The organism is Mesorhizobium sp. CNPSo 4671 (genome assembly GCF_057784245.1).
The window spans coordinates 497,058-512,067 of sequence record NZ_JBWLUW010000002.1; the positions used below are offsets into that span (position 1 = coordinate 497,058).

Here is a 15,010-nt window from a genome sequence, read left to right on the forward strand (position 1 = left end):
CGCCATCGGCAACGGAGGCGTTGCCTTTGGCGGCCTGCCGGTCAAAGCTGCCCCGCAACGAAATGTTTGAGCGTCCGCCCATGACTGGAATGTTTCCCGCCACCTCCATGCCTGACCGCGATTGGTGGGAGGCGCTTTGGCCAGATCCGTCGGGCCTCTTGCTGTCGTTGGGCGTCGAGCCGGGCATGACGGCTCTGGACCTGTGCTGCGGCGACGGCTATTTCACCGCTCCGCTTGCGAAAATCGTCAGTGGCCGCGTCTATGCGCTCGACCTCGACCCGGACATGATCGTGGCGGCCAAGGCCGAGGTGAAGCAGCTCGGCGTTTCGGTCCTGAAGTGGATTGTCGCGGATGCCAGCGAAGTCGCGGAACTGATCCCCGAAAAGATTGATTTTGTTCTGATCGCCAACACCTTCCACGGTGTGCCCGATCAGCCGGCCCTCGTCAAAGCCGTGGCCCGTACGCTTAAGCCGCGCGGTCTGTTTGCGCTCGTCAATTGGCATCAGCTGCCGCGAGAGCAGACGACCGTGCTTGGTCAGCCGCGCGGCCCCAGGACGGAGATGCGCATGTCACCCGAAGCGGTGTCGGCGGTTCTGGAGGCTGCTGGTTTCCGGCTTCTGCGAATGGTTGATCTGCCGCCGTATCACTACGGGGCGGTGTTCGAACACAAGGGATGATGCGGAAGTCCGGATCGGCCGCTATCCCAGGGTGAACGCGCCGATGCTGCGGTAGAGAACATAGCCCGCAACGACAAAGATCAGTGCGGCAAAGATGCGGTTGAGCACGTTCTTGTAGGATGCCAGGCGGGTCGCCGCCAACATGCCGATCAAGCCCCCGCCAACACCACCAACGATGAATTCGCCGGCCAACTGCCAGTCAACCATTCCCGATTGCGCGTAGTTGAAGGCCGTGGCGAGACCGAAGGCCGCGACGGCAAGCAGGGAGGTGCCGATCGCGTTGATTGTCGGCATTCCGGTGGCCAGGATCAGCCCGGGAACGATGAGGAAGCCGCCACCAATGCCGAAGAAGCCGGAGGCCGCGCCGGCGACGATGGCGACCTCTGCGGTCATCGCGCACATCTTGGCGTCGACAGGCCGGACCGTGGCCGAAGTGCCGCGCCTGGGTCGGACCATCAGGCCGCCGACCACCAGCATCAGCAGCCCGAAGAAGAAAAGCAGATGCGCCCCGTCGATCGACTTTCCAAGCGTCGATCCCGCGAAAGCCCCCACGGAGCCCAGTGCGGCGAAGACGAGCGCGCAGCGCCACCAGACGTGACCCTTCAAGGCATGGCTGCCGAAGTTCGCAATTGCGTTGGCGGCCACCGCAAGCGCGCCTGTGCCGATGGCAATGTGGGGTTGGGCGACGCCGACGACATAGAGCAGGAGGGGCGTGGCAAGGATCGATCCGCCGCCGCCGACCAGACCAAGGGTGAAGCCGACCAGACCGCCTGAGCCGACGGCGGCAAACAAGGTTGCTGTCATGACCGTCTCCCGAGAAGGAAGCGGTCATGGGCAACCATCCCGGCCAGCATAAAGGCCACGAAGGCCAGCGTTGGCGTCAGCCCAAGCGACAGCGAAGCCATCGCCGGGCCGGGGCAAAACCCGCCCAGGCCCCAGCCAAGGCCGAAGATCGCCGAGCCGACGACCAGAGGGGCGTCGATCCGCGTATTCACCGGCCAATGGAAGCGATCCGCCAGCAGCGGGCGCGACATCCGCCGGATAGAGGCCATGCCTGCCATCGCAACGGCAACGGCACCACCCAGCACGAAGGCCAGGCTCGGGTCCCACGCGCCGAAGACGTCGAGAAAACCCTGGACGCGGACAGGATCGAGCATGCCCGACAGTGCCAGGCCAAATCCGAAAAGCGTGCCCGCGGCCAAGGCGGCGACAGGCCGTAGTCTGGTGTGTCTCACAGGAAGGCTCCGCGAAGAAGCGCGACGGCCGCGATGCCGCTCGCAAGGAATGTCAGGACCGCGGCGATCGAACGTGGCGATAGCCGGGCCAGCCCCATCACGCCATGACCGCTGGTGCAACCCGAGCCCATCCGGGACCCAAAGCCGACCAGCAATCCCGCAAGCATGATCAAGGGCAGCGATGCCGTCACGGTCACGGTTGGCCAATGATGAAAGGCCGCGAAGTACACCACCGGGCCAAGCAGCAATCCGGCGACGAAGGCGGCGTTTGTCCAGACATCGATGCCCTGGACCACCTTGCCGACAATCCCGCTGACGCCGGCGATCCTGCCGTTCAGCATCAACAGGATGACGCAGGAAAGACCGATAAGGGCTCCACCAAGAAGGGATACGAAGAGGTCATGGCCGGCCGTCCGAACAGAAGATCGTGTAAAGTGCCGCAACCAATTGAGCGGCCTTCTCGGCGGTCAGCCGGTAGAAGATCTGTTTGCCGTCTCGCCGCGTTTCCACAATGTTGGCGTCGCGCAACACCGTCAGTTGCTGGGAGAGGCTCGGCTGGTGGATGTCGAGCATTTCCTCCAGCCGGCTGACCGAATACTCGCTTTCGACAAGGGTGCAGACGAGCATCAGCCGCATTGGATGCGCCAGTGTCTTCAACAAGGCCGTCACTTCGCCGGCGCGCGATTCCATGTCGGCGGGCGACATCTTCACTGCATCAGGCTGGATCTCGCTCACCACACGGCTCCTTGCAACGCATCGAGAGGAAATTTCAGATAGCGCATACCGTTTGCTTCCGGCTCCGGCAGGCGCCCCGCCTGGATGTTGACCTGCAAGGCATGCAAGATGAGTTTCGGCATCGGCAGCGTTCGGTCACGCGCCGCTCGCAATCCGGCAAAGGCTTCTTCGTTCACGCCGGCCAGGTGTGGATTGGTGCGCTTCTGTTCGCCGACCGTGCTTTCCCACTTCGGCGCGCGCCCACCCGGCTGGTAATCATGGCCTGTGAACAGGCGGGTTTCGTCCGGAAGCTCCAGGATCTTCTGGATCGATTTCCACAGGATGCGTGCGTCACCACCGGGAAAATCGGCACGAGCCGTGCCGCTGTCAGGCATGAAGATGGTGTCGTGAACAAAGGCCGCGTTGCCGATCACGTAGGTGATCGAGGCCAGGGTGTGACCGGGCGAAAACATCACGCGCGCCGCTATGGAACCGACCTTGAACGTGTCGCCATCCGAGAACAGCCTGTCCCACTGCGAACCGTCGACACGAAGTTCGGGCCAGTTGTAGATGCCCCGCCATAAGCGCTGGACATCGACCACCGGCGCTCCGATCGCGGTCGGGGCGCCCGTCTTTTGCTTCAGATACTGCGCGGCCGACAAATGGTCGGCATGAGGATGGGTGTCGAGAATCCATTCGACGCTCAACCCGTTCTCGGCAACATAGGACAGCATGGCGTCGGCGTTGCGCGTCGTGGTCGCTCCGGACTTCTCGTCGAAATCAAGAACCGGATCGATAAGGGCGCATTTCCGGGTGTCGGGGTCCGAAACCACATATTGCACGCTCCCTGTCCGGGGATCGAAGAATCCCTTCAGGTCCGGTCGCAATTGCCTGTGCGCTTCGAACCATCGCGACGCCGCCGACAGGTCGATGCCGAGTTTCAAGCCGAGAGCCGCGATATCCTGGGATGACATACGGCCGTCGAGCGCCTCGCCCAATGCATACAGGGTCAGGGCCCGCGTGCCGGTCTTGCAATGCGCAAAGACCGGGCCGCCGGCATCGGCCATAGCCGCCTGGAAGGCCCGCACGTCCGCCTCGGTGATGGTCGGCATGTTGACGGGTATGAAGGTGTAGGAAACATCGGCGTGACCGGTCGCCTCCCGCTCGGCGGCGTTTCCGGGCTGGGAGGCCTCTTCGCCGTCAGGACGGGCGTTGATCATTCCTGCAAACCCATGGCCAGCAAGTGACCGGATTTCGGAGATCGAGGGCTGGGGACCGACGCTCAGCACGTCATTTACACGGATCATGGTCATATCGAGCACCAGGGCTGTTATCAATATACAATTGCATATAATGTATAATGATGGCCCGCACAAGGGGTCTGCCTGGAAATGTGCAGCGGGTTGCCCGCCCGACGACCTTCTGCCATATTCGTCATATGCAAAAAACTTTTTTGCAAATGTTAGACCTGGATCATGATCGGAGACTTCGAATGACCCAAGCCCAGGCCAATCCGGCGACCTCCGAACTGGTCGAGCGCGGCCGCGGCCGTGTCGCCTGGATCCGTTCGCGCATGGCGATGCTGGCCACGCTGCGTGAGGAGTTCCGCGCCAGCAGCCCTTTCGCCGGCCGCCGCATCGGCATGTCGCTGCATATCGAGCCGAAGACGGCGGTGCTGCTTGAAGTGCTGGCCGAAGGCGGCGCCGAGATAATCGGCACCGGCAATCACGGTTCGACGCAGGACGATGTCGTGGCCTTCCTGCAGAGCCAGGGCATCGGCGTGTTCGGCCGTCGTGCCGATACGCTGGCCGACCATCACGCCAACCTGGCACGCGTGCTGGACGCGCAGCCCGACATGCTGCTCGACAATGGCGCTGACCTTGCCGCCGGTATCGCCGAGCGGGGCAAGGCGGCGTCCATCCTGGGCGGCACCGAGGAGACGACGTCGGGCGGCGACCGGCTGCGCGGCGAACTGGCTGGCAAGGTGCCGTTCGCCTCGATCGTCATCAACGACAGCCCGCTGAAGGCGATCGGCGAGAACAAGCACGCGGTCGGCCAATCGGTGGTCGAAAGCTTCATGCGCATCACCAATCTGATGATCCCAGGCCGGCGCTTCTGCGTCATCGGCTATGGCTGGTGCGGGCGCGGCATCGCGCAGTATCTGCGCGCGCTCGGCGGCCGCGTGGCGGTCGTCGAGGTCGACGAGATCAAGGCGCTCGAGGCCGCTCTCGACGGCTATCGCGTGGCACCGCTGGCGGAGTTGGCGCCGTGGGCGGAAGTGTTCATCACTGCCACCGGCCGCGCCGGCGTGCTGCCGGCCGAGGCGATCGCCGCCATGCAGGGTGGCGCGGTGCTGGCCAATTCCGGCCATTTCCCGTGGGAGATCGACACCGAGGGTCTCGCAGCCATGACCACCGGCACCACCGATCTGGACGGCACGTTGCGGCGTCTCGACCTTGTCAATGGAAGGCATGTCATCCTCATCGCCGAGGGGCGCATGTTCAACCTTGCCGGCGTCGAGCCGAAGGGCAATTCGATCGAATCCATGGATATCGGCTTCATGCTGCAGGCGCTGTCGCTGGAGCGGGTGGTGAAGGGCGAAAACCTGGCGACAGGCGCGCAGCCGGTGCCAGACGACATCAACCGGCGCATCGCCCGGCTGATGATGGCTACGATGGGTGCGGCACGCTGACTATACTTGCCCGCAATTCCTGATTCTGGTCCTGGAAAGCTCGCATGGCTGGCAAAATCGCGGAAGCGCCGGATTATTCGGTACCAGCCCTGGAAAAGGCGTTCGACATCATCGAACTGCTGGCCGAGCAGAAGGACGGGCTGAACCAGGGCCAGATTTCCGAGGCGGTCGGCCGCTCGATCCACCAGATCTACCGCGTGCTGCAGGCGCTGGAGCGGCGCGGCTACATCTTCCGCGACCGCCCGGCCGGGCTCTATTTCCTGTCGCCGCGCCTGTTCGAGCTGGCGCACCGGCACGAGCCGCTGCGCGGCCTCGTCCAGGCGGCGCTGCCATCGATGCGGCGGCTGTCGGACGCGATCCAGCAATCCTGCAATCTCGGTGTCCACAATGCCGGAAGGGTGCTGATCGTGGCGCAGGTCGAAAGTCCGGCGGCGTTCGGCTTTCGGGTGCGCGTCGGCGCCGAGTTTCCGCTGTTTGCCACCGCTTCCGGCCGCACGCTGATGGCGTTCCAGCCGCAGGACAGAGTCAGCCAATGGCTGCAAGCCTCTGGCATCCCTGACGAAAAGGCCGGTATGCGCGATGCGCTTGCCCGCATCCGCGCCGCCGGCCATGAGGAGGTCGCGGACGGGCTGCAGCCGGGTGTCATCGATCTTGCCTTTCCCGTCATCGGGCCGTTCGGCCAGTCCATCGCAGCACTCACCGTGCCCTATGTGGCGACCAGCTACAGCATGCTTGACCTTGCCACCGTGCGCCGCCATGCCGCGCAGGCGGCGCAGGAGATCGGGCTGGTGCTGGCGCCCGAGTCCTCAGGCCAAAGCGCGTCGTGACCGATCCCTCCGAACCGATCGTCAAAACCATCGCAATCGATACCGAACCGGCCAGGGTCTGGCACGTGCTGACGACGCCCGGGATGATCCCGCAATGGATGTCCGACGAGGAACTGACCGTCAGCCTTGAAGGGCATGCCGGCGGCGCGATCGTGATCCGTGGGCTTCTGCACGGCATGCCGTTCGAGAACCACGGCACCGTCCGGGCCTTCGAGCCCGAGAAAAGTTTCGCCTACAGCTACTGGAGTACGCTGTCGGCCTCGCGCCTGGCGGACGTGCCCGACAACCACACGCTGGTCAGCTTCACCCTGGCGCCGGGGGATGGCGGCACGCTGCTGACGCTGACGCTCAGCTACTTCGCCGAACCGGCGATCCGCCCGCATGCCGATCTCTACTGGGGGCCGACCCTGCAGATCCTGAAGGCGGTGTGCGAGCGGCGTTGAAGAGGGGCGCGATCACAGCCGCGCCGGTCTTTACCTGGGGCGCTTGGCCAGTGCCCTGATGCGGTCGGCGACATCGCTGTCGATCGGGTTGTAGACGGTCAGGTTCAAATCCGGCCGGCCGTCGACCGCGAAGGACGAATATTCCAGCTCGATGTCCCCCAGTTCCGGGTGCTTCAGACGCTTTGTTCCGTCGCCATGGGCGAGCACGTCGTTCTCCTGCCACAGCGTGGCGAATTCGGCGCTGCCGCTGCACAGTTCGTCCACCAGCTGGGTGACCTCGGAGACCGCGCCGGCGCGCGCCGCATCGGCACGGAAGGCGCCGACCACGAAACGGGCGAGGTTTTGCCAATCGTGCTGCTTGGCGCGGATGTGGGGCGTGAGGAACATGAAACGCAATATGTTGCGCCGGCCGGCGGGGATGGTGCCGTAGTCGGTCAGCACGATCTCGGCGGCGCGGTTCCAGGCGACGACGTCCCAGGTGGCGGTCTTGACCAGAGCGGGGCTGGCCTCGAGCGTATCGATGAGGCGCTGCAGCCGGGGGCTGACGCCCTCGTCGCCCCGGTAGCGGACCTCGGGCGGGCGCCCGAGCCCCAGCATGAACAGATGCTCGCGCTCGGCCTCGGTCAAAAGCAGCCCCTTGGCGATGCGGTTCAGCACATCGGCCGAGGGTGCGCCGCCACGGCCCTGTTCCAGCCATGTGTACCAGGTCGGGCTGATGTTGGCGCGCTGGGCGACCTCTTCGCGGCGCAGCCCCGGCGTGCGCCGGCGCCCGGAAAAGCCGAACGAGGCCGGGTCGAGCCGGGTGCGCCGGTCTTTCAGGAAGGCGGCGAGCGAACCGGGAGTGGGCATGCTGTCAGGCACCCTGTTAGAGATTATACCATGATAAGATCACTACTTTAATGGAATAATAGACCGTCGATAGTACGCAGGCAACCGCAGGAGATTTTGCATGCGTATCTTTCTCACCGGCGCGACCGGTTTCATCGGCTCGGCCATCGTTCCCGAACTCATCCAGGCCGGCCATCAGGTGGTCGGCGTCACCCGCTCCGATGCCGGTGCCGAGGCGCTGGCCGCCGCTGGTGCCGAGGTGCATCGCGGAACCTTGGAGGAACCGACAAGCCTGCGCGCCGGTGCGGTGGAGGCGGACGCTGTGATCCACACCGCGTTCGACCATGATTTTTCGCGCTTTGCCGAGAACTGCGAAAAGGACAAGCGTGTCATCGCGGCCCTAGGTGAAGCGCTCGCCGGATCCGACCGGCCGCTGGTCATCACGTCGGGCGTCGGCATGGGTAGCCCCGGACATGGCCAGCCGGCGTTCGAGGACGTCTTCAACGCCAGCCATCCCAATCCGCGCATCGCCTCGGAACTCGCCGGCAATGCCTTGCTGGAGGCCGGCGTCAATGTGTCTGTCGTGCGCCTGCCGCAGGTGCACAATCCGGTCAAGCAGGGGCTGATCACGCCGCTCTTCGAGATCGCGCGCCAGAAGGGCGTCTCGGCCTATGTCGGCGAAGGCCGCAACCGCTATTCGGCGGGGCATCTTCTCGATGCCGCGCGGCTCTACCGGCTTGCCGTGGAAAAGCGCCAGCCGGGCGCGCGCTACCACGCCGTCGGCGAGGAAGGCGTCGAGGTGCGCGCTATCGCCGAGGCGCTTGGCCGGGGCCTCAAATTGCCGGTCGTCTCGATCGCGCTGGAAAAAGCAGCGGAGCATTTTGGCTGGATGGGAATGTTCGCCCCCATGGACCTGCCGGCATCGAGCGCGCTGACCCAGGCACGGCTTGGCTGGCATCCGACGGGCCCGACGCTGATCGCCGATCTCGACGCCATGCGGTATTGAGGCGCTGCGGCCTCAGCCGGGGCTGACGGCGTAGCGCAAGTGGATCAGCCCATGCGCAAGGGTTTCGCAAGATGTCAGCGACAGTTGCATCTTGCCGGCGAGGCCGCTTTTGCCGAACTCGACAAAGCCCTGGTTTCCCGCCCGCGCATCGAGCGCGGGCGCAACCAGAAGGCTGAGTTCATCGACAAGCCCGGCCGCGAAGAAGGAGCCGTTGATGCCGGCGCCGCCTTCGAGCAGCAGGCGGCTGATGCCGAGTTCGTGCGCGAGCACATCGAGCACCGCGGCGAGGTCGATATCAGCCGTCTCCGACACGATATAGGACACGCCGTCGGCGGCGAGCTCGGCCAGATGGCTGTCGGAGACGCCGTGCCCGAGCAGCACCACGACATGGTCGCCTCCGACATCGGGCTTGGCAAAGTGCAGCTTGCCCGAGGCATCGAGCGCCACGGCAAAGCTGCCGGCATCGCGTTGCGCGAAAAGATGCGGCCGCTCGACCTTGCCGAATTGCGCCGGCGGGTGCGCTCCGGCCTTGCTCATCTCGGCCATGGTGACACGGCCGACGATCCAGGCGTCACCTTCGAGATCGCCGTGGATCTTCTCATAGAGGCCCGACCACTCCGGTACCCCGCCATCGGGGCTCGCCGTGTAGCGGCTCGGATGAAGACTGCCATCGAGCGAGGCGAGCATATGGCAGACGATGTGCGGCTTCATGCAATTCTCCGGGATGGCTGGTCTTACGGAATGGGCTCGGCGCGGTTCAAACTAGGGCCGTGGCGCGAGAATGGAAGCCGGGCAGCCCAGCTCCATCAAAATTCCGACAATTCCGATAATTGGCCGCCCGGCACTGTTATATCGATGTTGCACAAATGGTTGACCCTGGGTTAGCATCCATTTGCTGATGCCGATGGGAGGCAGTTTTTGCAACGGCAATCAGCTGGAGCGGCATGCGCCATCCCGCGCAAGGAGGATGCTCCAACACTTTGAACCGACGCATGATCCCTTCCCAAGACCGATCCCGGTCTTGGGGATTGTGCGTTCTTGTGGAGGAGATCAACCATGAACAGACGTGAATTCCTGATGACGTCCGTGGCCGCGGGCGCCATGATGCTGGCCGCGCCGTCGGCGTTCGCCGAGGACAAGCTCACCATCCTTGGCTCGGTGCCCAATCTCGGCTTTCCGTTCTTCGTGCACATGCTGAACGAGATCAAGGCGGAAGCGCAGGCGCAGGGCGTCAATTTGACCGAAAGCGACGGCCAGAACTCGGCCACCAAGCAGACCGCCGATATCGAGGCGGCACTTGTGCAGAAGGTCAACGCCATCGTCATTTCGCCGCTCGACGTCAACGCGCTGGCGCCGGCCATCGAGGAAGCGGTCAAGGCCGGCGTCCCCGTGGTGACGATCGACCGCCGGGTCGACGGTGTCCAGGGCATCCTCGCGCATGTCGGCGCCGACAACGTCAAGGGCGGCGAGGCGGAGGCCAGTGCCATGGTGGCGGCGTTCCCCAACGGCGCCAAGCTGTTCCATCTGCAGGGCCAGCCGGGTGCCGGTCCGGCCATCGACCGCAACAAGGGCGTGCACAATGTGCTCGATCCCTTGAAGGACAAGTACCAGATCATCTTCGAGCAGACCGCAAACTTCGCCCGCGCCGAGGCGCTGTCGGTGACCGAGGCCGGCCTCGCCGCCAACGGCAAGCCGGACGCCATCATCTGCGCCAATGACGACATGGCGCTCGGCGCGCTCGAGGCGTGCGCGGCGCGCAACTTCACCGACGTCAAGATCTACGGCTTCGATGCGCTGCCGGAAGCGCTGGTTGCCGTGCGCGACGGCAAGCTCGCCGGCACGGTCGAACAGTTCCCCGGCCAGCAGTCGCGCACCGCCGTGCAGATCGCGGTCGCCTACGCCAAGAACAAGACCGAGCCGAAGGAGAAGCTGGTGCTGCTGACGCCGATCGTCATCGGCAAGGACAATCTTGATAAGGCAGAGAGGTTGAGCGAGACGAAGTAGGGCTTGGCGGAGAAAGGCTCATTGGTAAGGCCGGTGGGGCACGCCCCCCCTCTGGCCTGCCGGCCATCTCCCCCACTTGGGGGGAGATTAGCAGCTTCAACGCCGGCGCATCTTCTGCAACGTTGGCGATTGGCGAAAGCCTTCGTGACAGGCAATCTCTCCCCTTGTGGGGGAGATGTCCGGCAGGACAGAGGGGGGCGTGCCCCGCTGACCTGCCACAAACCGGGAGCCACCCTTGCCAGATGAACCCGCATCCGTCCTGCTCGCCGTCGAAGGCGTCACCAAGCATTTTTCCGGCGTCACCGCGCTGAGCGATGTCTCACTCGACATCCGCCCCGGCGAAATCCTCGGTCTGCTTGGCGAAAACGGCGCCGGCAAATCGACGCTCTTGAAAATCCTGTCGGGCGTCATGCCGTCGTCCAGCGGGCGCATCATTTTCGACGGCGCCGACTATGCGCCGTCCAGCCCGCAGGATGCCAAGCGGCTCGGCATCGTCACCATCTACCAGGAACTCAGCCTGATCCCGACGCTGACCGTGGCCGAGAACATCTTCATCGGCCGCGCGCCGGTCGGGCCGCTCGGGCTGGTCAGCTGGAAGCGCATGGAGCGGGATTCGCGCGACATCATCGCCCGCGTCGGCCTTTCCATCGATCCGATGACGCCGGTCTCGGCGCTATCGGTCGCCGAACAGCAGCTGGTCGAGATCGCCCGTGCCCTGTCGCTGAAGAGCCGGCTGATCATCATGGACGAGCCGACCTCGGCGCTGACCGAGACCGAGGTGCAGCGGCTGTTGTCGATCATGGACCGGCTGCGCCAGGACAAGGTCGCCATCATGTTCGTCACCCACCGGCTGGAGGAGGCCTCCGCCATCTGCGACCGCATGACCGTGCTGCGAGATGGCCGGCTGGCCGGCCATCTCGACCGCCAGGGCGGGCCGATCCAACTGCCGCGGATCATCGAGAAGATGGTCGGCCGCGCGGCGTCCGAACTTTATGCAAGGCCGGCACAGCGCGCGGTGGCCGGCGATATCGTGCTGTCAGTGCGCGGCTTGCGCACTGTGCGCGATCCCGAGGCACCGCATGCCATCGTGCTCGACGGTGTCGACATCGACCTCAAGGCCGGCGAGATCCTCGGCGTTGCCGGCCTTGTCGGTTCAGGTCGCACGGAGCTGGCGCGCGCCATTTTCGGCGCCGACCGCATCGCGGCGGGCACGATCACGCTCGACGGCAAACCGATCGCGCCGGCCTCGCCCGCCGATGCCATCGCGCTCGGCATCGGCCTGGTGCCGGAAGACCGCAAGCACCAGGCGATCTTTGCCGCCCTCGGCATCCTGCCGAATTTCTCCGTCGCTTCGCTCGGCGCATTCAGCAATGGTTTCGGCTTCATGGCCGAGCGGCGCGAGCGCGACGCGCTGTCGGGTTTCAGAAAGATGCTGTCGATCCGGATGGCCTCGGCCGAGCAGGCGATCGAGGGCCTGTCGGGCGGCAACCAGCAGAAGGTGATCCTGGCGCGCTGGCTGGCGCGCGATCCAAAAGTGCTGATCGTCGACGAGCCGACGCGCGGCGTCGATGTCGGCGCCAAGGCGGAGGTGCACCAGATCCTGGTGCAGCTGGCGGCGCGCGGCATCGCGGTGATGATGATCTCGTCCGAACTGCCCGAGGTGCTGGCGGTGTCGGACCGCATCGTCACCATGCGCCGGGGCCGCATCACAGGCGAGATGCCGGGTGTCGAGGCAAACGAGGAAAAACTGATGGAACTGATGGCGCTCGACAGCCAAGATGCGCGGGGCAAGACGCCCGGGGGGCAAGACGCGCGGGGCCAGGACGCACAGGGACAGAACGCGGAGGGGCAGGCAGGATGAGCATCGCCGAAGAGCAGAACCAGCGCGGCGGCGTGACGATCGCGCGGCTCCTGATGAGTTTCGGGCCGCTGCTGTTCCTGGCGGCGCTGGTCGTCGTCTTCACCGTGCTGAAGCCGAGCTTCATCGATCCGATCAATCTGTTCAACATCACGCGGCAGATCTCGATCACCGGGCTGATCGCGCTCGGCATGACCTTCGTCATCCTCACCGCCGGCATCGACCTGTCGGTCGGCTCGCTGCTTGCCTTTTGCGGCATGGTCGCCGCCGTCGTCGCCAAGGGCGGTGCGGCCAACACGCTGTCGCTATCGACCTCGGGCACGCAGGGTTATGGCTGGTTCGCGGCACTGCTTGCCGCCGTCATTGTCGGCGCCGCCGCCGGTGGCGTGCAGGGGCTCGCCATCACAAGGCTGAAAGTGCCGCCCTTCGTCGTCACGCTGGGCGGGCTGACGGTGTTTCGCGGACTGACGCTGACCATCTCCAATGGCGGCCCGATCTCGGGCTTCGACGCCTCGATGCGCTGGTTCGGCACGGGGCTGATCGGCCCGGTGCCGGTGCCGGCGATCATCTTCGCCATTGCCGCGATCCTGTGCCACATCGTGCTGCGTTACACACGCTATGGCCGCGCCGTCTATGCCGTCGGCGGCAATGCCGAGGCGGCGCGGCTGTCAGGCCTGCGCGTCGACCGCATCCTGGTCTCGGTCTATGTCATCGTCGGCTTCTTCGCGGGGCTCGCCGCTTTCGTCCTGTCGGCCAGGCTGAACTCTTCCGAAGCGGTCGCCGGCATCGGCTACGAGCTGACGGTGATTTCCGCCGTCGTCATCGGCGGCACCTCACTGTTCGGCGGCATCGGCTCGGTCGGCGGCACGGTGGTGGGGGCGGCCCTGATCGGCGTGCTGCAGAACGGGCTGCAGTTCAACAATGTCTCGTCCTACACGCAGAGCATCGTCATCGGGCTGATCCTGATCCTGGCGGTGGCGTTCGATCGGTGGCTGAAGTCGCGGGTGAGGCGGTGAGCGCTTCTTCCTTCCCCCCTTGTGGGGGAAGGTGGATCGGCGCGAAGCGCCGAGACGGATGAGGGGTGCCGGACGGAACGAGGCGTTGATGATTTTGCGCCGATACACCCGGCACGGAACAAGCGTCGCGCCAAGCTGGAGCACCCCTCATCCGTCTCGGCGCTGACGCGCCGATCCACCTTCTCCCACAGGGGGAGAAGGGAAGACCGCGCATGACCCGCGCAACGTCTCCTCAATCACCCGCGCCTAACCCAGCACCAGCTGCCCGTCATGATCAAACCGCTACCCCCCATTTCCCGGCCCGGTTGCAAAACGATCGGGCCTTGCTAGAAAGGCGCGGGGCGGGTGGCATCGTGAGAGACCTCATGTTTGCCGACATCATCAGGCCGATCAGCTTGAGTTTTTCGCTGTTGCGGCGCTTCTGGCCGCAGCTTGTGGTTCTGGTGCTGGCCGGGGTGCTGGCCGGCGATCTCCTGCTGCAGCTGGCGGCCAAGGTGGCGCTCGCCAATCATTTCGCCGGGCTCGCCATGCTGACGCTGGTGGCGCTGGCGCAGCTGGTGGTGACGGTGGCGATGTTCCATGTGCTGCGCCCCGGCCTGCCGCATCTCGCGGCCGCGCAGCGCAGCGCGGACAAGGCCGCAGACGAGCCGGCGGCCGACCGGCGCGGTTCGCGGCTGGTGGGCATGATCACCATCGCGCTCTTGCCGTTCTTCGCCTACTACGCCGCCTGGGGCTTCCTCGGCGATATCGTGCGGCAATATTCGCGCGAAACGCTCGACCAGGCCGATTTCGGCCAGAGCGCCAATGTGCTCGACGTGCTGGATTCACGCTGGCTGCTGATCTCGGTGGCGGTGTCCTGGCTGATCCGCCGGCTGGCCAAGTTCATGCAGACCAAGACAAAAACCGCCTCGTTCTGGCAGATCGTGGTGGTGATCTGCGAGACCAACTGGATCTTCGTCGGTCTCTACGTGATCAGCCGCTGGAAGGACACGGCGCTGCAATGGCTGATGAGCCGCTCCTTCTGGTCGATGGTGCAGGCCGCCGCCGACGGGCTGGCGAGCCCGGTGCCGATGGCGACGGCCGCCCCCATGGTGCCGGTCGAGCTCACCTCGATCGCGCCTTCGACGGTGGCGATCAATCTGTTCTTCTACATGCTCCTGCCGCTGATCTGGCTGGTGATGGCGGCGCTGATCTACGGCTATGACGTTCGCGACGATGCCGCGTTGATGCGCGTGCACAACCGGGTGGAGCGGTTCGGCAAGCGCTATGCCGGCCTGCCGAAATTCCTGCGCGATTTCGTCGAGCATTTCATCGCCGGCTACCGCTCGCGCTATCTGCCGATCGCCAATGGCGTGCGGCTGACGGTGAGTTCCAGCCTGCTGCTTCTGTGCACGCTGGTCATCGGCTATCGCCTCATCGACTGGGGTGCCGCCTGGCTGTGGCTCGGCGCGACACGGCTGATCGGCCCGCACGAACTCGATGTCTGGCAGATCTTCTCGCACGGCGTGACGCTGCTGTTCGGCAGCCCGTTCCAGGATTCCTCGACCGGCATTCTGATCGAGCCGATCAGGATATGTTTTCTGGCCGCTGTGCTGGAGACGGCGTTTTCGCTCAGCCCCCTTCGCCCCGTTTACGGGGGTGAGGCGCGGTCCGCGTAGCGGACGGAAAGCCAATTGCTTGGCTTTTTGAGCGGCGAATGCCCGGAGCGGC

At 65.1% G+C, this 15,010-nt stretch carries 16 protein-coding genes; 9 read left to right on the plus strand and 7 right to left on the minus strand.

Annotation, left to right across the window (positions count from 1 at the left end):
• The first annotated feature begins 80 nt into the window (after positions 1-80).
• On the plus strand, positions 81-677 hold the full coding sequence (locus AC04SF_RS06840; protein ID WP_488477341.1) for a class I SAM-dependent methyltransferase: 597 nt from the start codon (positions 81-83) through the stop codon (positions 675-677).
• 21 nt (positions 678-698) lie between these two features.
• Here the strand turns inward: AC04SF_RS06840 and AC04SF_RS06845 are convergent, their stop codons facing one another.
• The 5 genes from AC04SF_RS06845 to blh are packed head-to-tail and all read right to left on the minus strand — an operon-like array spanning position 699 to position 3,939.
• Entirely contained in the window at positions 699-1,481 is a 783-nt protein-coding gene (locus tag AC04SF_RS06845; RefSeq protein ID WP_488477091.1) for a sulfite exporter TauE/SafE family protein, read from the minus strand.
• A complete protein-coding gene (locus tag AC04SF_RS06850; RefSeq protein ID WP_488477092.1) occupies positions 1,478-1,912 on the minus strand; it encodes a DUF6691 family protein in 435 nt (144 codons plus the stop codon). Before AC04SF_RS06850 ends, AC04SF_RS06845 begins: the two co-directional genes overlap by 4 nt.
• Positions 1,909-2,253, minus strand: a complete 345-nt coding sequence (locus AC04SF_RS06855) for a YeeE/YedE family protein (protein WP_488477093.1) — start codon at positions 2,251-2,253, stop codon at positions 1,909-1,911. Before AC04SF_RS06855 ends, AC04SF_RS06850 begins: the two co-directional genes overlap by 4 nt.
• Before the next feature lie 58 nt (positions 2,254-2,311).
• Entirely contained in the window at positions 2,312-2,617 is a 306-nt protein-coding gene (gene bigR / locus AC04SF_RS06860) for a sulfite-sensing transcriptional repressor BigR (RefSeq protein ID WP_488477342.1), read from the minus strand.
• A gap of 26 nt (positions 2,618-2,643) precedes the next feature.
• On the minus strand, positions 2,644-3,939 hold the full coding sequence (blh, locus tag AC04SF_RS06865; protein WP_488477343.1) for a bifunctional sulfur transferase/dioxygenase Blh: 1,296 nt from the start codon (positions 3,937-3,939) through the stop codon (positions 2,644-2,646).
• Between the two features lie 179 nt (positions 3,940-4,118).
• On the opposite strand from blh, the gene AC04SF_RS06870 reads away from it, so the two are divergent.
• From AC04SF_RS06870 to AC04SF_RS06880, 3 genes are read left to right on the plus strand one after another with little or no spacing between them, the layout of a single operon-like run.
• A complete protein-coding gene (locus tag AC04SF_RS06870; protein WP_488477094.1) occupies positions 4,119-5,318 on the plus strand; it encodes an adenosylhomocysteinase in 1,200 nt (399 codons plus the stop codon).
• Between the two features lie 44 nt (positions 5,319-5,362).
• Positions 5,363-6,145, plus strand: coding sequence for an IclR family transcriptional regulator (locus tag AC04SF_RS06875; protein ID WP_488477095.1), 783 nt, complete (start codon positions 5,363-5,365; stop codon positions 6,143-6,145).
• A complete protein-coding gene (locus AC04SF_RS06880; RefSeq protein ID WP_488477096.1) occupies positions 6,142-6,588 on the plus strand; it encodes an SRPBCC family protein in 447 nt (148 codons plus the stop codon). The genes AC04SF_RS06875 and AC04SF_RS06880 overlap by 4 nt, the downstream gene beginning before the upstream one ends.
• A 30-nt stretch (positions 6,589-6,618) precedes the next feature.
• On the opposite strand, the gene AC04SF_RS06885 is transcribed toward AC04SF_RS06880, so the two are convergent.
• On the minus strand, positions 6,619-7,437 hold the full coding sequence (locus AC04SF_RS06885) for a helix-turn-helix transcriptional regulator (RefSeq protein WP_488477097.1): 819 nt from the start codon (positions 7,435-7,437) through the stop codon (positions 6,619-6,621).
• Between the two features lie 100 nt (positions 7,438-7,537).
• Between AC04SF_RS06885 and AC04SF_RS06890 the strand changes: the two genes are divergently transcribed.
• Positions 7,538-8,422: an SDR family oxidoreductase gene (locus AC04SF_RS06890; RefSeq protein WP_488477098.1), complete on the plus strand. Its 885-nt coding sequence runs from the start codon at positions 7,538-7,540 to the stop codon at positions 8,420-8,422.
• Between the two features lie 12 nt (positions 8,423-8,434).
• Here AC04SF_RS06890 and AC04SF_RS06895 read toward each other — a convergent pair whose 3' ends face one another.
• On the minus strand, positions 8,435-9,133 hold the full coding sequence (locus tag AC04SF_RS06895) for a RibD family protein (RefSeq protein WP_488477099.1): 699 nt from the start codon (positions 9,131-9,133) through the stop codon (positions 8,435-8,437).
• A gap of 345 nt (positions 9,134-9,478) precedes the next feature.
• Between AC04SF_RS06895 and AC04SF_RS06900 the strand changes: the two genes are divergently transcribed.
• From AC04SF_RS06900 to AC04SF_RS06915, 4 genes are all read left to right on the plus strand, one after another.
• Positions 9,479-10,426, plus strand: a complete 948-nt coding sequence (locus AC04SF_RS06900; RefSeq protein ID WP_488477100.1) for a substrate-binding domain-containing protein — start codon at positions 9,479-9,481, stop codon at positions 10,424-10,426.
• A gap of 235 nt (positions 10,427-10,661) precedes the next feature.
• Complete coding sequence (locus AC04SF_RS06905; protein WP_488477101.1) at positions 10,662-12,287, plus strand: sugar ABC transporter ATP-binding protein; 1,626 nt, start codon at positions 10,662-10,664, stop codon at positions 12,285-12,287.
• Positions 12,284-13,300: an ABC transporter permease gene (locus tag AC04SF_RS06910; protein ID WP_488477102.1), complete on the plus strand. Its 1,017-nt coding sequence runs from the start codon at positions 12,284-12,286 to the stop codon at positions 13,298-13,300. Before AC04SF_RS06905 ends, AC04SF_RS06910 begins: the two co-directional genes overlap by 4 nt.
• A gap of 365 nt (positions 13,301-13,665) precedes the next feature.
• Positions 13,666-14,958: a hypothetical protein gene (locus tag AC04SF_RS06915; RefSeq protein ID WP_488477103.1), complete on the plus strand. Its 1,293-nt coding sequence runs from the start codon at positions 13,666-13,668 to the stop codon at positions 14,956-14,958.
• Positions 14,959-15,010 lie beyond the last annotated feature (52 nt).